Source organism: Bacillus sp. HY001 (genome assembly GCF_007558965.1).
Taxonomy (GTDB): domain Bacteria; phylum Bacillota; class Bacilli; order Bacillales; family Bacillaceae_G; genus Bacillus_A; species Bacillus_A mobilis.
Window position 1 is genome coordinate 36,943 of sequence record NZ_VLTE01000002.1, and the last position, 17,453, is coordinate 54,395.

17 protein-coding genes and 1 riboswitch are annotated in these 17,453 nt (G+C 36.2%); of the genes, 4 read left to right on the plus strand and 13 right to left on the minus strand.

Annotation, left to right across the window (positions count from 1 at the left end):
• Positions 1-34: 34 nt before the first annotated feature.
• From FOT98_RS00700 to FOT98_RS00720, 5 genes are read right to left on the minus strand one after another with little or no spacing between them, the layout of a single operon-like run.
• Positions 35-712, minus strand: a complete 678-nt coding sequence (locus FOT98_RS00700; protein WP_063262373.1) for a uracil-DNA glycosylase — start codon at positions 710-712, stop codon at positions 35-37.
• 19 nt (positions 713-731) lie between these two features.
• The gene (locus FOT98_RS00705) at positions 732-1,724 is read right to left on the minus strand and encodes an ABC transporter permease subunit (RefSeq protein ID WP_001206484.1); all 993 of its coding nucleotides are present in this window, start codon (positions 1,722-1,724) and stop codon (positions 732-734) included.
• Entirely contained in the window at positions 1,717-2,634 is a 918-nt protein-coding gene (locus tag FOT98_RS00710) for an ABC transporter ATP-binding protein (protein ID WP_063262374.1), read from the minus strand. The genes FOT98_RS00705 and FOT98_RS00710 overlap by 8 nt, the downstream gene beginning before the upstream one ends.
• Complete coding sequence (locus FOT98_RS00715; protein WP_144290920.1) at positions 2,631-3,512, minus strand: SGNH/GDSL hydrolase family protein; 882 nt, start codon at positions 3,510-3,512, stop codon at positions 2,631-2,633. Before FOT98_RS00715 ends, FOT98_RS00710 begins: the two co-directional genes overlap by 4 nt.
• A 10-nt stretch (positions 3,513-3,522) precedes the next feature.
• Complete coding sequence (locus tag FOT98_RS00720) at positions 3,523-4,500, minus strand: LacI family DNA-binding transcriptional regulator (RefSeq protein ID WP_063262376.1); 978 nt, start codon at positions 4,498-4,500, stop codon at positions 3,523-3,525.
• Positions 4,501-4,598: 98 nt separating this feature from the next.
• On the opposite strand from FOT98_RS00720, the gene FOT98_RS00725 reads away from it, so the two are divergent.
• On the plus strand, positions 4,599-5,225 hold the full coding sequence (locus tag FOT98_RS00725; protein ID WP_063262377.1) for a YczE/YyaS/YitT family protein: 627 nt from the start codon (positions 4,599-4,601) through the stop codon (positions 5,223-5,225).
• Between the two features lie 23 nt (positions 5,226-5,248).
• Here FOT98_RS00725 and FOT98_RS00730 read toward each other — a convergent pair whose 3' ends face one another.
• The 3 genes from FOT98_RS00730 to FOT98_RS00740 all read right to left on the minus strand — a co-directional run bounded on the left by FOT98_RS00730 (position 5,249) and on the right by FOT98_RS00740 (position 8,874).
• Positions 5,249-6,544, minus strand: a complete 1,296-nt coding sequence (locus FOT98_RS00730) for a homoserine dehydrogenase (protein ID WP_000659102.1) — start codon at positions 6,542-6,544, stop codon at positions 5,249-5,251.
• Positions 6,545-6,686: 142 nt separating this feature from the next.
• The gene (gene metA / locus FOT98_RS00735; RefSeq protein ID WP_063262378.1) at positions 6,687-7,592 is read right to left on the minus strand and encodes a homoserine O-acetyltransferase MetA; all 906 of its coding nucleotides are present in this window, start codon (positions 7,590-7,592) and stop codon (positions 6,687-6,689) included.
• Complete coding sequence (locus FOT98_RS00740; RefSeq protein WP_088027438.1) at positions 7,576-8,874, minus strand: bifunctional O-acetylhomoserine aminocarboxypropyltransferase/cysteine synthase; 1,299 nt, start codon at positions 8,872-8,874, stop codon at positions 7,576-7,578. The genes metA and FOT98_RS00740 overlap by 17 nt, the downstream gene beginning before the upstream one ends.
• A gap of 93 nt (positions 8,875-8,967) precedes the next feature.
• Positions 8,968-9,073: riboswitch (SAM riboswitch) on the minus strand.
• A 319-nt stretch (positions 9,074-9,392) separates the two neighbouring features.
• Here FOT98_RS00740 and FOT98_RS00745 point away from each other — a divergent pair.
• Entirely contained in the window at positions 9,393-10,625 is a 1,233-nt protein-coding gene (locus FOT98_RS00745; RefSeq protein WP_061680077.1) for a chloride channel protein, read from the plus strand.
• A 40-nt stretch (positions 10,626-10,665) separates the two neighbouring features.
• On the opposite strand, the gene FOT98_RS00750 is transcribed toward FOT98_RS00745, so the two are convergent.
• Positions 10,666-11,361 carry a YjjG family noncanonical pyrimidine nucleotidase gene (locus FOT98_RS00750; RefSeq protein ID WP_063262428.1) on the minus strand — a complete coding sequence of 232 codons (696 nt, stop codon included), beginning with the start codon at positions 11,359-11,361 and terminating at the stop codon, positions 10,666-10,668.
• 106 nt (positions 11,362-11,467) lie between these two features.
• On the opposite strand from FOT98_RS00750, the gene FOT98_RS00755 reads away from it, so the two are divergent.
• Complete coding sequence (locus FOT98_RS00755) at positions 11,468-12,139, plus strand: transcriptional regulator YeiL (RefSeq protein ID WP_063262380.1); 672 nt, start codon at positions 11,468-11,470, stop codon at positions 12,137-12,139.
• A gap of 62 nt (positions 12,140-12,201) precedes the next feature.
• Here FOT98_RS00755 and FOT98_RS00760 read toward each other — a convergent pair whose 3' ends face one another.
• The 3 genes from FOT98_RS00760 to FOT98_RS00775 form a co-directional block, all read right to left on the minus strand.
• Positions 12,202-12,828 (minus strand): FMN-dependent NADH-azoreductase, encoded by a 627-nt coding sequence (locus tag FOT98_RS00760; RefSeq protein WP_063262381.1) that lies wholly within the window; start codon positions 12,826-12,828, stop codon positions 12,202-12,204.
• 190 nt (positions 12,829-13,018) lie between these two features.
• Entirely contained in the window at positions 13,019-13,666 is a 648-nt protein-coding gene (locus FOT98_RS00770; protein WP_061680080.1) for a response regulator, read from the minus strand.
• A 20-nt stretch (positions 13,667-13,686) separates the two neighbouring features.
• Positions 13,687-15,258 (minus strand): GAF domain-containing sensor histidine kinase, encoded by a 1,572-nt coding sequence (locus FOT98_RS00775; RefSeq protein ID WP_063262382.1) that lies wholly within the window; start codon positions 15,256-15,258, stop codon positions 13,687-13,689.
• A 134-nt stretch (positions 15,259-15,392) separates the two neighbouring features.
• On the opposite strand from FOT98_RS00775, the gene pdxK reads away from it, so the two are divergent.
• Positions 15,393-16,217 carry a pyridoxine/pyridoxal/pyridoxamine kinase gene (pdxK, locus tag FOT98_RS00780; protein WP_000174252.1) on the plus strand — a complete coding sequence of 275 codons (825 nt, stop codon included), beginning with the start codon at positions 15,393-15,395 and terminating at the stop codon, positions 16,215-16,217.
• Between the two features lie 79 nt (positions 16,218-16,296).
• On the opposite strand, the gene FOT98_RS00785 is transcribed toward pdxK, so the two are convergent.
• Positions 16,297-17,355, minus strand: a complete 1,059-nt coding sequence (locus FOT98_RS00785; protein ID WP_063262383.1) for a GGDEF domain-containing protein — start codon at positions 17,353-17,355, stop codon at positions 16,297-16,299.
• Positions 17,356-17,453: the final 98 nt, after the last annotated feature.

Below are 17,453 nucleotides of genomic sequence, written 5' to 3' on the forward strand. Positions count from 1 at the left end.
AAGGTAGTTAACAACTGTTAACTACCTTTTCTATTTATAGATTTGGAATTTCCCAATCAATTTCTCTCTCACCCATATTAGCTAAAATCGTATTTACTTTAGAGTATGGTTTACTACCAAAGAAACCACGTCTTGCTGATAGTGGGCTTGGATGTACAGATTCGATAATATGATGCTTCGTATTCGTAATTAACTTTTTCTTCGCCTGTGCATGACGTCCCCACAATATGAAAATAACTGGGTTTTCACGTTCATTTAATAGCTCAATTACACGATCTGTGAAATGCTCCCATCCTTTCCCTTTATGAGAATTCGCCTCACCTTGACGAACTGTTAATACCGTATTTAATAATAAAACTCCTTGTTCTGCCCACTTTACTAAATAACCGTTATTCGGGATTTCATAACCATATTCATCTCGGAGTTCTTTATACATATTTAACAATGACGGTGGCGTTTTAATACCGGGTTGTACCGAGAAGCTTAAACCATGCGCTTGATCCGGTCCGTGGTATGGATCTTGTCCTAAAATAACGACCTTTGTATTTTCATAACTTGTATACCCTAGAGCACTAAAAATATTTTCTAGCTTCGGATACACAACATGTGTACTGTACTCTTCTTTCAAAAAACCAGCCAGCTTGTGATAATATTCTTTCTCAAATTCTGGCGCCAATAAAGAACCCCAATCATTTTTCAAAACATTTTTCATGCGTTCACTTCCCGTCCAATTAATTCACCATATCCTGCTTTGTAAATACTACAAACGAAATAATAAGGGACACAACAGCCCAAACAGTTAAATTCATTAAAGAAAACCCCATCGATAACCCTTGTAATGCAGGTAATTTCCCTGATAGATAATCTGTTAATGATAGATTCACACTAAAAATATATTTCGCGCCTTCCCATGATGTTGCGAATGAGCTTAAAATACCACCTGCGATTAATGCCGCTAACATAACGCCCATACCAGCTGGTGTATTTCGAATTAAAACAGAGACCATAAACGAGATAGTTCCGACAACGATAGCAACAAACCAAGCTAATCCATATGCCATCAAGATATATTGCCACTGCGGAATAAGATGTACAAAATTCGTATTTAACGTTTCCTTATCAATAACAAACCCTGTTAAAACAGGTAAATTCCATCCCGAGTATCCAAATACAAGCCCTGATAATACGTAAGCAAACAAACCGACAAGGAGCAGTATAAGTGAAATGAAAAATAACATCGTCACGTACTTACTAAGGAGTATTTTCCAGCGCCGAATCGGCCGCGTAAGTAGCATCTTCATCGTTCCATCACTTCGTTCTCCTGAAACAATATCAATAGCGACAATCATTACAAGCAGCGGAATAAATAATGTAATTCCTTGCTCAATAAACGCCCTTACAAAAGTCGGTGCGCCCGGTGCCATCGGGTTAATATCATGATCTAAATAATATTGTTGCTGCTCCACTCTTACCTTCAGCCAATCCCGCCATTCTTCCGGTAGTCTAGAATTGTTCAAGCGGTTTTGAGAATCAACAATTTGTTGTTGCAACGAAACTTTCCAATCCGTTGTACCTAGCCTTTTTTGTGTCGTTTCTATTTCACGATACTGCGCATACACAAAGAGCGGGATTAAGATGGCTAAAATAAGCATGACAACAAAAATACGTTTCTTACGATAAATTTTCTCCGATTCATTTAAAACTAGATTCGCAAATTCACGCATGCTGCTCACCCCTTGTGAGTTCAATAAATAAATCTTCTAGCGTAAATACAAGCTCTTTAACACTATGCACATCCACCCCATGTTCTACAAAATGTTTATTCCAATTACTTATAGATTTGATATCCATACGGCATAGTAATCGATTACCTTCTATGCCTACTTCTCTTACTTCCTCAGCATCTTCTAGCATATCTTTCGCCTTAGAAATCGGTGTAACAATCCATTCTACACGATCACTTGCTGTTTTAATTAACTCTTCAATCTTGGCAACTGTTATCATTTTTCCTTTATGAATAATCGCAACCCGATCGCATATCATTTGTACTTCGCTTAGCAAGTGACTTGAAATAAACACACTCATATTTTCTTCTTTCACAAGCTTATGTATAAATTCCCTAAGTTCTCTAATTCCAGCTGGATCTAAACCATTTGTTGGCTCATCTAATATGAGCAATTTTGGATTTCCAAGAAGCGCTTGCGCAATGCCAAGGCGCTGTTTCATACCGAGTGAGTACGTTTTTACTTTATCGTGAATTCTTTCATCTAAATGAACCATTTGAGCAATTTCAATAATACGTTCATCTGATATATTACCTAACATACGGGCAAATTGTTTTAAATTCTCCCATCCCGTTAAATATGTATACAGTTCAGGGTTTTCAACGATACTCCCAATTTGACGCATCGCTTCTCTGAAATTTTCCTTAATAGAATAACCACCGATAGAAATTGTACCCTCTGTTTCTTTAATCAATCCAACTAACATCCGAATAGTAGTTGTTTTTCCAGCGCCATTTGGTCCTAGGAAGCCAAACACTTCTCCTTGCTTTACATCGAAGGAAATATTCTCTACAATAGTCTTCTTTCCAATTACCTTCTTCACGTCTCGTACAGAAAGTATCGTCGTCATTTTACCCCTCCTTGTTCTAGTTTTAATTTACTCGCAACATTTTGAACTAATCGGTCCGCCATATATGTATACCCTACTTCATTCGGATGGAAATGATCGGAGTATAATAAATCTTTCCCGCGGTTTTGGAATAAATCAAATGTCGGTGTAATATAAACACTTTTATTATTTAGCGCTAACTTTTCTAGAGATGCATTCCAGTCTACAACAATGTTTGATGATCCTTTTAAATCTTCTACATCTTCAAAAGGATTGTATAAACCAAGCCAAAAAATAGGACTATCTGTATTGAACTTACGAATTTCTTCTATAATTTTCTTCGCTTCATTTTGGAACGTTTCTGTATCAGGACGGTATGTTTCTAAATCTATCTTTCCGAGCGATTCCCATCCTGGAAATAAATCATTTCCTCCTATTGTTAAAACGATTACATCTGCTTGCCTAATTGAATATTGAGCGCCACTACTCTCCATTTGTTTTAATAAGTCGGGCATTTTTGCACCACTAACAGCTAAGTTAGTTAAAGCAACCTTTTGCTTATAATCTTTTTGTAAATCTTCTTTCATCCGTCCAATATAGCCAATTCCTTCTTTATCACCAACACCGCGTGTTAATGAATCACCTAGACTAACAATTTGTAACGCTCCCGTTTTCTTTTTCTGTTTTGCCACTACATCGGTCTTTTTAATTAAATTTGAAGCTTTCGGATTTAACACATCATTTACACCTGAAACAAAGCCATATGCAAATAAACAGAAAGATGCAATTGTGATGAGTAGAATTACTTTTACTACTTTTGATCTCATATCAAAACCCCTTTTAGCCCTCATAGATTGTCCATAATTATACCAAACGCAATTTTGAAAAGCGATTTTCACACCTTGTCTATTATGTTGTTTCCCTATGTACTAATTCTGGCAATAACTCTACGTGCTTTACATCTATTTTCTCATCATTAATCTTTTCATATAATAATTCGAATGCCTTCACACCAACATTTTTACTACAATACGAAATCGTCGTAATGCCTAAAATATCTGCCACACCTTGATCATCACAACCAATAATCGTAATATCTTCTGGAATACGAATGCCTTGTTTTTTCGCTTCCGTTACCATTCCCGCTGCAATATGATTGCAAGATACAAGAAACGCTGTCGGTTTTACTGACATATGGGTCCATTCCCTAATTACATTACGCCCATCCTCCACCGTAAAACAGCCTTTAAATTTCCAGTCCTCTATCGGTGTTACAGCAATTAGTTGAAGCGAATCCTCATATGCTTGTTTTCTTCTCTGGCTATTAATGCTATTACTTCTTCCAATGCAATACCCAATACTTGTATGGCCGGCATCTATTAAGCTCTTCATCCCGCGCGAAAAGACTTTATAGTAATCAATATGCACACTCGAAATGAAATTCGAATCTATTTCTTCACACATAACAATTGGACCAAATTTCGTATATTCTTCAAGCTTTTCCTTACTATTCGCCCGGGAGCATATAATAACCCCATCAAGCTTTTTCATTTTTAACATATTCAAAATTTCTAATTCTCTTTCCTCACTATAATTCGTCTGACAAAGCATCATATTATAATTATTTTTTGCTGTTTCCTTTGATATCCCCTCGATAATAGCACTATAATATTGATCATTTACGTGCGGTAATAAAACGCCAATGACATTCGTTTTTCCTTTCACTAAATGAATTGCATTCACATTTTGCGTATAATTTAATTCTTCTATAATTGCTAAAATTTCTTTTCGTTTCTGTTCATTCACATATGGATGATTATTCAGTACACGTGAAACAGTTGAAACAGATACCCCAGCAAGTTCAGCAATCTTTCTTATATTCGTCATTTCATTTTCCCCTTCTCTGCAAAAATTCTCCCTTGACCTGGTAAGCTTTCCACAATATATCCTTTCCTAGCAAATACATTTTGAAAGGATATACAACTATGCTTCGATTCAGATTAGAATATATATTTTTCATTGGTGGTCTACTCACTCTCGCCATCGGTATTAATATGATGACGACAATTACTTCCTTTGGACTTAGCCCTTATGATTCCTTCTTTATTGCACTATATCAAAATTTTGGGATAAGTATCGGTTTTTGGATTTTCATGATTAATTTTGCATTTACACTTATCGTACTCTTTTGGAATAAAAAACAAATAACAATTGGTACCATTGTAACGATGGTTCTTATTTCGCTTTTTGTTGATTGGATTGGTTCCATTACAACTATTATGGACGCTATCCGCTCTCTTCCAAAATATATAACACTTATTTGTGGAAATCTATTTGTTGGAGCTGGGATTGGTCTTTACGTCTCTACAAACCTTTGCGCGGCGCCTCAAGAAGCTTTCGTTTTGACGGTTGCTGAGAAAAAGAAGTGGACATTTAGAAGAACAGAAATTTCGTTAGCGTTTTTATTTTTAACATTAAGCTTCCTATTAGATGGACCTATCTATTTTGGAACAATCATCTTATCTTTTACAACAGGCTGGATTATCCAAGCATTTATTCAAGTTGGTACGCAAATTTTAAATAGAAAAAAACCTATTAAGCAGGCTGCTTAATAGGTTTTTTATTAGGGGAGATGCTACTTTGCATCTCCTTCAATTCGGTAATTTGCTTTTAGACAATCTATTTCTTCATACCCTTGCAACGTATGTAGAATATAATCATAATCAGCAAGAGATGCACGATGCGTTACAATTACAATTTCAGCTTTTCCTTTCTCTTCAAGTGGCATTTGAATAATCTTTTCAAAGCTAACACCACGCTCAGAGAACAATGAAGTAATTTTTGCAAATACACCAATTTCATCTTTTACATGAAGTCTTAAAAATTTCTTCACAACAATTTCGTCTGGCTCTTTTAATACCTTTTTATACTGCGGGGATACCGCGCTATTTCCGTTGACACCTAATCGAATATTTTGCATGACAGCTACTAAATCCGAAACAACAGCTGTTGCTGTGGGTAAACTTCCTGCACCTGGTCCATAAAACATCGTTTCCCCCACCGCTTCACCGTACACATATACAGCGTTATATTCGTTTTGTACGGCCGCAAGAGGATGTGTATTTGGAAGTAGCGTTGGTTCAACTGTAACTTCTAATTTTTCACCATCTCGCTTCGCAAGACCGATTAATTTAATCGTGTAACCTAAACTCTTACTGTATTCAATATCTTCTTCTGTAATAGAAGTAATTCCTTTTACCTTCACATCTCCAAGCTCCACATTTGTAGAGAAACCAAGGGTAGCCAAAATCGTCATTTTTCTTGCTGCATCTAAACCTTCCACATCTGATGTTGGATCTGCTTCTGCAAATCCAAGTTGTTGGGCTTCTTTTAACACGTCGTTATATGCTCTCCCTTCATCTGACATTTTCGTCAAAATAAAATTTGTCGTTCCATTTACAATTCCCATTACTTTCGTAATAAGATCTGAAGAAAGTCCTTCTACGATACTTCGTAAAATCGGGATCCCTCCGGCTACACTTGCTTCATAAAACAAGTCTGCTTTATTATCTTTTGCTACCGCTAAGAGTTCCGCCCCATGTAACGCCATTAAATCTTTATTGGCAGTTACAACATGCTTTCCACTTTGTAAAGCTTGCAAAATATATGCTTTTGCATCATCAATGCCACCCATCACTTCGATGACAACGTCAATATTCGGATTATCTAAAATTTCATTTGCATCTTGTGTTAATAGAGTAGAAGGTACCTCTACTTCTCTCTCTTTTTCAATATTTTGTACTAGTACTTTCGTTACTTTCACGGGACAACCCACTTGATGTATGAGTCTCTCTTGATGATCTGTAATAATACGAACTACACCGCTACCAACTGTCCCAAGACCTAATAAGCCAACTTGAATTTCCTTCATAATACTGTCCACCCCTCAAAAATTGTGTTTAGATGAAATTATATGAGTAAAAAATCTGAAAAACAATGTTTTTTGAACATTCGGAAAAATATAAGTTAATTTTTACAAAGAAAACGTTGCCACGTGTTACACAATCTTTTTTTTATAATACATAAGGGGTTTCTTGATACACGTAATAATTCAGCCAATTAGAGAATAATAGATTCCCATGACTTCTCCACCTTACAAGCGGTTTCTCATTTGGGTTATTATGCTTAAAATAATTTTTCGGCACATCAATATTTAACCCTTTGTCGCGGTCTCGTTCGTATTCTTCTTTTAACGTATCACAACTATATTCACTATGCCCGAGCGCGAACACTTGTCTTCCTTCTTGCCCAATAACAAGGTGGACACCCGCTTCCTCAGAGTTTGCTAATAATGTTAATTCTGTCACCTCTCTAATATCACTCTCTCGTACTTCTGTATGACGAGAATGCGGGGCGAAAAACAATTCATCAAACCCTTGTAGCAATTTCACATGTTGCTCACGGACTTCATGTTCAAATACACCGAACATTTTTTCCTTAAGAGGATACTTTGGAACGCCATAATGATGATACAAACCAGCCTGTGCCCCCCAGCAAATATGAAGCGTAGATGTTACATTCTTTTTTGAATACTCCATAATACGTTTAAGCTCTTCCCAATAATCTACCTCTTCAAAAGAAAGAGTTTCAACTGGTGCTCCCGTAATAATCAATCCATCAAATTTCTCATTCTCAATATCACGGAATGTTTTATAGAAGCTCGTTAAATGTTCCTGTGCTACATTACGGGACAAATGTGATTCCATATGAAGTAAATGAACATCTAATTGCAACGGCGTGTTGCCAATTAAACGAAGTAATTGCGCTTCTGTGTCTTGCTTTGTAGGCATTAAATTTAATATAGCAATTTTCAATGCCCGGATATCTTGTGTTTCTGCTCGCTCCTTCGTCATTACAAAGATATTTTCCTCCTGCAACACTTTGCGAGCTGGTAAATCTTTATCAATTATGATCGGCATGTTCTTTGCCTCCGACTAGCGCTGCTTCTAAATCTGCAATAATATCAGAAACATCTTCTATACCAACTGATAAACGAATTAAATCTGATGTAACGCCAGCTAAACGCTGATCTTCAGCACTTAATTGTCTATGCGTCGTGCTAGCAGGATGTATAACGCAAGTCCGTGCATCCGCTACATGTGTTACGAGAGTTGCTAGTTTTACATTTGCGATAAATTCTTTCGCTGCCTCTAATCCTCCCTTAATGCCGAATGTTAAAACACCACTAGCACCTTTTTTCAAATACGTTTGTGCTAACGAGTAATTTTCATTACTATCTAGTCCCGGATAATTCACCCATTCAATACGTTCATGGTTAGCAAGCCACTTAGCAACTGCAAGAGCATTTTCACTATGACGCTCCATTCGTAAATGCAGCGTTTCTAAGCCAATATTGCTAATATACGCATTGAATGGGCTCATACAGTTTCCGTAGTCTCTTAATAATTGAACACGTGCCTTCACAATATAAGCTGCTGCACCAAAATTTTGAACGTAACTTACGCCGTGATAACTTGGATCCGGTTCAACAAGTTCAGGATATTTCCCATTTGTCCAATCGAAGTTCCCTCCGTCAATGACAATACCGCCTAAAGAGCTTGCATGACCATCGATATATTTCGTCGTAGAATGAACGATAATATTTGCCCCGTGCTCAAATGCTTGGCATAAATAAGGTGTCGCTAATGTATTATCCACGATAAAAGGTACTTCTAACTCTTTCGCTGCATCTGAAAATTCTTTGAAATTTAAAACGTTCATCGCTGGATTTCCTAGCGATTCTGCATAAACAAGCTTCGTCTTATCATTAGCAAGAGCCACGATTTCATCAGCAGTTAAATTTGGATTAAAGAACGTAACATCGATACCAAGCTTACGCAAACTCACCCCAAATAAATTAAACGTCCCGCCGTAAACTGTGGAAGAACAAAGCAAGTGGTCTCCGCTACTACAAATATTTAAAACAGCAAGCATAATAGCAGCCTGCCCAGAAGCCGTCGCAACAGCTCCTACACCACCCTCTAACTCCGCTAATTTTTGCTCAAATGCAGCTAGAGTAGGATTTCCAATACGCGTATATATATATCCTTCTGCCTCTAAATTAAATAGTGCTGCTAAATCATCCGAAGTATCATATTTATACGTTGTACTTTGATAAAGTGGCAAAACACGCGGTTCACCATTCTTTGGTGTATAGCCACCTTGCACACAAATTGTTCCTTTTCCCCATGATTCTCCCATCTCTCATTCTCCTTTCTTCTATGCAAAATAAAAAAACTGCTCCTTTCCTGAAAACAAGAAAGGAGCAGTTTGAAAACACGCTCTAAAGGCTCTTTCTTATCTCTCAGGATTTATTACCTGCAGGATTTGGCACAATTCCGTTATACGGCTGTTGCCAAGGTTTCATCGGGCCTGTCCCTCCACCTTTTCTTGATAAGACTATGCAATTACCGTTGATTTTATAGCAATAATTTCCTAATGTCAATCAGTTTTTCTGAATGTTCTAAATTAACTACAAAGGATTTGACATACATAACAAAAGAAATATATTCCATATCCCTTTGAAAAAGACCTTTTAAAACCCACGATTACTATATAGAATTAAGTAAGTAGTTTAACTGTATACATTTCAAATTCTCACGAGACCCCAATATATTGAATAAGCCAACCTCTCAAAAAGATACTATACATATTCATTTCATTTCGCAGGAGCATATTTAATCCTTTCGACATTACAACTTACATAACGGAGGTATAACATGACAAACACAAAAGACATGCACTATATACTCGTCCTATACGGCATTCTTTTAGGCTCTATAGTAGGAGCAACAGTCTGGCTATTTTTAGTTACAATAAATATCGGCATTCACTTTATTTGGGGATACTTGCCTACTATTTTCTCTTCTCCCCCGTATTACACTATTTGTGTAACAACTATCGGTGGTATTCTCGTCGGTTTAACTCAAAAATACTTCGGCACATATCCACGTCTTATGCCGGAAGTAATGGGTGAATATAAAAAAACAGGTAGAATTGAATATCGTTTCGTACATAAAGCTACTTTAACTGCGATTATCGTTTTAATATTTGGAGCTAGCTTAGGTCCCGAAGCAGCACTTGTTGGCATTATCGGTGGACTTTGTACATGGATAGGAGATCGCTTTACATTCGCCTTAAAAGGAATGAATGAACTAACAGAGGTTGGAATTGGTGCTACTTTAAGTGTAATTTTTAACGCGCCATTATTCGGTTATTTAGCTCCAAATGAAAATGAGGGTGAGCAAATTAACGAATTTTCTAAAGGAAAAAAAGCAATTGTATATTTAGCTACCACTTTCGCTGGTTTTTCCGTTTATTTATTACTTAGTAAATTCGATAATCGTGGATCCTTTATCGTTGATTTTGGAGAAGGTTCCCTTTCTCTTAATGAATGGATTGCCTTTCTACCACTTGCTAGTATTGGTGCTATAGTTGGCTTCTTTTATTTCAAATTAGAATTCACATTAGAGAAATTAATCCATCCCTTAAAAGAATATAAACTATCACTTGGAATTATCGGTGGTATTTTATTAGGAATTACAGGAACTTTTCTCCCTTACACGTTATTCTCAGGAGAACATCAATTAAAAGATTTAGTCGTTGAATGGAGCCATTTATCCTTCTGGGTACTACTTCTTTCAGGGGTTTTAAAATTATGTATTACTGCCGTTTGTTTGAATACAGGTTGGCGCGGTGGACACATTTTCCCAATTATATTTGCTGGATCTAGTATCGGATATGCTATAGCGTCCATTATCCCTATAGATCCAATTGCTTCGGTAGCCATCGTCACAACAGCAATTTCAAGCTATGCATTAAGAAAACCAATTGCTATAACATTACTATTACTCATGTTTTTCCCGCTCAATTTACTACTACCGATGCTTGGAGCGGCAGCGATTGGTAATGCATTTCCACTTCCTAAAAACAACGAAGCTACAAGCGAATAAAAATAGGCAGTAGGGACAAAAGTTCCACTGCCTATTTTTATTACACACGTTGCTTCAATAGTGCGTATAACTCTTCAAAATTTTGCACTTCATATGTTGGCACAACCTCGCTATGATTTGATTTCTTTTCTCGATTAAACCAACAAGTATCAATTCCCGCTGCATATCCGCCTTTAATATCAGCACTTAACGAATCCCCAATAATAAGCCCCTTTTCTGGAGAAAAATTAGGAATTCGTTCAAAAACATAATCAAAATACTCTTTCATCGGTTTTTGGAATCCTGTATCCTCAGAAACAAAAATATCTTGAAACAAGGCATGTAATCCTGCATTACGTAAACGTTTATCTTGCGTCTGAGAAATACCGTTCGTCACAATATATAAATCGTACTCACTTTGAATTTGACTTATGAATTCAAATGCGCCTTGCATGAGCTGATTTCCTTCTTCTAAGTAGCTACGATAATTATTTTCGAATAATATCCCATCTACCTCTTCCCCATATTCTTTCAACAAAATCGAAAATCGTGTATTTAAGACTTCATCACGATTTATTTCCCCTTCTTCAAAAGCCTCCCAAAGGCGTTTATTAATTTTTTTATACTGCGCTTCAACCTCTCTAGTTAGATTAATCCCTCTCTCTTCAAACAGCATACGTAACGCCACTTTCTCCGCCTTTTGAAAATCTAACAATGTATCATCTACATCGAATAACAATGTTTTATATTTTTTCATAAGCACTTCACACCCTCTTTTCTACAAAAATAAATTTACGTAAATCGTATCATTCCTTCTTGTAAACATAATAGGAGATATCTCATACTAAGCAGGAGGTGAAAACATGAAAGTTAGCAAAAATAGCGAAGAAATCTCTCATTACATGCAAACTTCCAACTTCCATACCCTTTTTTCTTTTAATGTCTTACCATATGTTGAACTACACTCCTTTCAAAAGAAAGAAAGAATATGTAATGAAGGCGTTGATGTTCCTTATCTTTATTACTTAATTTCCGGGAAAGCAAAAATATATATGAGTCACAAAAACGGGAGGGTCTCCTTAATTAACTTTATTCAAGAACCTTCGTTCATTGGGGAATTAGGGTTAATCGGCGTTGAATCCGTTACGAAAACGGTGGAAGTGATTGAAGATTGTATGTGCTTGGCACTCCCTCTTAAAGATTGTCAGCATCTTTTATTGCAAGATCCTATCTTTCTACAGAAACTATGTAAATTTATCGGCGAAAAAACAATTACCCGAACAGAAAGTTACGCCAAAAATAATAGTTATCCGTTCGAAAACCGGTTAGCGGCATTTATTCTATTAACAGAACAAAATAACAGTTATACAGAGAAACATACCGAGGCTTCGGAATACTTAAATGTCAGCTATCGTCATCTTTTATATGTATTAAACCAGTTTTGCCAACAAAATTACTTACAAAAGGACGGAAGAACCTATTACATACAAGATCGAATTCAATTAGAAACACTAGCTGATGAACTTAAAATATAAAAAAGCAGCATTAACGTTTATATGTTAATGCTGCTTTTTGCGAGTGACGATTCTATTTTCAATTAAAATTTGCTTGCTACTTTAGCTGCTTCTTCAAGACCCGCTGTAATGATTTCTTCTGCTTTATCTGGGAATTGATTATGTCCTTCAATAACTACTGTTTCCATGTTTGTTGCACCGAAGAAGCCCATCATACTTGCTACGTATTTAACAGCCATTTCTACTTCTGCTGCTGGACCTTCAGAATATACACCACCGCGCGCGTTTAATAATGCAATCTTCTTATCTCCAATTAGACCAACTGGACCTTCTGGCGTATATTTAAACGTTTTTCCAGCTCGGTTTAAATAATCAATATATGTGTGCAATACTGCTGGGATTGTTAAGTTCCATAATGGGAAACCGAAAACGACTTTATCAGCTTCTAAAAATTGATTTAAATACTTATCAGCAACTGCTACTGCTTTTGCTTCCTCTTCAGTTAAATCAAATCCTTTACCTGCTTTGAATGTACCATTAATCATATCTACGCCTACATATGGTAATTCTTCTTTATATAAATCAAGTTCTACTACTGTATCATTTGGATGTGCTTCTTTATAGTTTGCTAAAAATGCCTCGTATAATTTCACACTAACTGCTTGTTCCGCCGGGCGGTTGTTTGCTTTTACAAATAAAACTGTTTCCATTGTTTTTCCTCCTAGTACTCACTCTTCTGTTGTTATATGCTTTCAAAAAAGGTATCCCTTGTAATTGTTGTTTTGTTGCTTACAAACATATTTTATCTTTATATCAGGACAATTTCGTCCTCACATAGACGTATTTTTCCATAAAAAAAGTCCACCTTCTAAAGGCGAACTAGGTCTTACGACTTTTGTCTTATACAATTCCATTTTTCACTGCATACAATGCCGCTTGCGTGCGATCAGATAAATTCAACTTACTCAAAATACTACTTACATGAGCTTTTACCGTTTTTTCTGTAATAACTAAAACGGAAGCGATCTCTTTATTACTCATCCCCTTCGCTAATAGCTGCAACACTTCATTTTCCCTCGCTGTTAACACATCAACTTGAATAGAAGGTTCTTCTTCTTTTTCTTCCATAGGTAATGTTTGAGAGAGAAGAGCATTTGCTATATCCGGATGTAATTGAATATTACCTTTATATGCGCTTCGAATAGCTTCAACAAGCTGATCCGGTTCTACATCTTTTAAAATATAACCGCTTGCTCCCGCCCTTAACGCTGGTAAAACATGCGCCTGATCAGAGAAACTAGTTAATACAATTACTTTCACATTTGGATATTCTTTTTTGATGCACGCCGTCGCCTCGACACCATCCATTTCGGGCATATATAAATCCATTAGTACCACATCAGGATTTGTCTCCCCTACTTTCACTAATGCTTCTTTCCCGTTATTTGCTTCTCCAACTAACGCTAAATCTTCCTGTGTACTCAAGAAAAATGCTAGCCCTTTTAAAACGACTGTATGATCATCAACTAACAATACTTTTATTTTCACAAACTTCCCTCATTTTCACATCATAATGGTACGTTTACTTTTACACTTGTTCTTTTCTTATCACTTACGATTTTAATTGTTCCACCAACTAATTCTACTCTTTCACGCATCGTAGTCATACCGAGTGATTTCTTCTCTTTTATATTCTTTTCTACAAAGCCGTTTCCTTGATCGACTATTTCTAATAATACATTCTTCTCCGTCACTTTGAAATAAATCGCAGCTTCTCTGACATTCGCATGTTTACTTACGTTATTTAAAGCTTCTTGTCCAATTCGCCATAGCGCTTCCTCTACTACGCGCGGCAAATCACGAACACCTGTAACTTGTTCCCGAATTTTCAATCCCAAACTTTCGCCATATTGCTTTAAAGCTGGTAATAATCCTTTCTCTAATCCCGCTGGACGTAGTTGCCAAATTAACGTCCTCATTTCTTTTAAAGCTCCTTGCGATAACTCACGTATCTCATGCAAAGATTGATCTACCTTTTCATTTCTCCCCTTTAAGACAGCTTCGGCACCTTTCGTCATAAAAGTTAATGAAAACAACTTTTGTGAAACAGAATCATGCAAATCTCTTGCTAAACGATTACGTTCTTCCATTCGTACAAGTTCTCGGCGCTTTTCATTTAACCTTAAGTTCTCTATCATTAAAGATATATGGTTTGCTAACGCCTGTACTACATCTATCGTATTTATATCAAATTCTCCATTATTCGAACTTACACTTAATACGCCAAATATATGATCTTGAATGTGTATGGGAATGGCAATAACTGCACGATTAGGATGTACGATATTCCCAACCTGACTCTTTAACAAAACAGGTTCTTCTTTTTTCAGCACTTCCTGTGCTGCTGAATTCAAATCCTCTTGCAACTCATCTATCTTATACGAAGCTCTTACAGCAAGTTCATTTTCTTCTCTAATAAAGAATACAACTTGCTCCCATAGAAATAACTTCCCTATTTGTTTTACAATCTCCTCAGGCAATGCATTAAATTTATGAATCGTCCTTAAAGCTTGAATAAAACGTTCTAACTTTACATAATAATGAGCCCTTCTCTTTTCATTCTCATACAATTTTGTACGTTTTAACGCTGTTCCAATTTGGAAAGCAACTGATTGTAATAACACTAATTCTTCTTCAGAAAAATGTGTTTTACCCGGGCTAGCGACATTTAATACGCCAAATTCATCTTCTCCCGCTTTTAGCGGCACTGTCGCATGATGCACGATTCCTTCTGTATCTCCCCAGTTATATTCAATCGCATTATTAATCCTCTTACATTCAATAATATTAACGGCTCTCTCTAGTTTCCCTTCCACAAATCGGTGTAAACACCAGCAATTCCCCTCACACATCGGTCGTTTATTTTCAAATCTTAATCCCTCTGGCAATTGATAATCGATTAATTTTGTATATCTACCATTTTCATCCGCAAGAAATATCCATCCTGTCGTTAAACCCGTTACATGCAATAGTTTTTCCAATACAGCTTGCATCACATGATATGTATCATTTGAAGTGTTCAACGTCTCTGCAATCTCTTTTAATATAACTAATTCATTTGTACGATTTTCTTGAAACATAACTCGTCTCCTACATACAAGATTTTCAATAGCTCCTAAAATAAATCATCTACTTTTCACTTTGTACTTATTCGTAACATTGATATAATGGTGAAAACATAGTTTTCATTATATCACTTGAGGGGGCTTTCATAATGACATTAAATAAAGCACTTACTATCGCTGGTTCTGACACAAGTGGCGGTGCTGGTATACAAGCAGATTTAAAAACATTTCAAGAACTTGGTGTATACGGAATGACATCTCTTACGACAATCGTAACGATGGATCCACATAACGGTTGGGCACATAACGTATTCCCAATCCCAGCTTCTACATTAAAACCACAATTAGAAACAACAATTGAAGGTGTTGGCGTAGATGCTCTAAAAACAGGTATGCTTGGATCAGTAGAAATTATTGAAATGGTTGCAGAAACAATCGAAAAACATAATTTCAAAAATGTAGTAGTTGATCCTGTTATGGTATGTAAGGGCGCTGATGAAGCATTACATCCTGAAACGAATGATTGCTTACGTGACGTTCTTGTTCCAAAAGCATTAGTTGTAACACCAAACTTATTTGAAGCTTACCAATTAAGTGGTGTAAAGATCAATTCTCTTGAAGACATGAAAGAAGCAGCGAAAAAAATCCACGCTTTAGGTGCGAAATACGTCCTAATTAAAGGCGGTAGCAAGCTTGGTACAGAAACTGCAATCGACGTCCTATATGACGGAGAAACATTCGATCTTTTAGAATCAGAAAAAATCGATACAACAAATACACACGGCGCAGGTTGTACATATTCTGCTGCAATTACAGCAGAACTTGCAAAAGGAAAGCCTGTGAAAGAAGCAGTAAAGACTGCTAAAGAATTTATCACAGCTGCTATCCGTTATTCGTTCAAGATTAACGAATACGTAGGCCCAACACATCACGGTGCATATCGTAAATTCGTTGTATCAAAAGAACTTGTCTAACCTGTAAATGAAAACACCCACAGAGTTTATATATTCTCTCTGTGGGTGTTTTTTATAAGCTCTTCTGGTCATCGTATCTTTAAGATGCAGAACTAACTTGATTTCTGCCATTTCTTTTGGAGTAGTATAATGCATCATCAGCAGCTTGAATAAATTGCTCTGGTGATTCTTCATACACTGAAATGCCTACTGAAACTGTAATTTTTATTTTTGTTCCATTTAATAATTGGAATGGATGGTTTTCAACAGCTGTGCGAACTTGTTCCCCTGTACGTATTCCATAAGCTAATCCCTTCTTCGGTATCAAAAGTGCAAACTCCTCTCCACCCTTTCGAAAGGCCAAATCTGGAAATGGTGAAATTTCTCTTAAAATACATCCAATTTGTTTTAACACTTCGTCTCCTGCAGGATGTCCATACGTATCATTTACACACTTAAAATGATCAATATCTATAAGTAGTAAACAAAGTGAATCATTTTTCATACGCTTACTCCCAATATGACGATTCATTTCTAAATCGAACTGTCTTACGTTTCCTAAACCTGTCAGCGCATCTATCGTTGCATATTGCTTCATCGTTTGAAATAGCTCATTGGATTGTAAAACGTAATTTGCACTTATGAACGTTATGTAGCCTGTAATCATACTAGAAATCAAATATAATCCTACTATGTTAATATCTTTAATTAACCATATATATAGTGAGGGAATTAGAATAGATAAAATATAAGTATGTAACCATGCCCACTTTTCTCCTAGAGAAAGGTTTAGACGCGAAATAAAGATACTACCTACTCCTATCGCAATAATTGTATAAAAAGCTACTTGAGAAGCTAATGAATAATCCATAAATACTAACCTAGTTACTAAAATCATACTAACAGCTATAGTACTCGCTATTGGGCCTCCAATTATAACGGCTAGAATAACCGCTAAGTAGCGTAAATCCAATAGGATAGTACCAACATGAACACCGAAATACATTAGTAATATACCTAATATCCCAGTAAGAATACCTACTACACATTTCTGCCAAAGAGAAAACTCTTCTTTTAACGGCCTATCTCTTAAAATCTGACCTCCAACAAAAATAAAGGAAAGAATAATTGTTGTGTTTACAAATAAGTCCCTTAACATAAAATAATCTCCCTACTTTTCTATCTATCCCTTTCCTTATTTTATTGTATACGAGATACCTATAATTCCCAAAGCTTTTTATTTATTTTTTGCTGTTC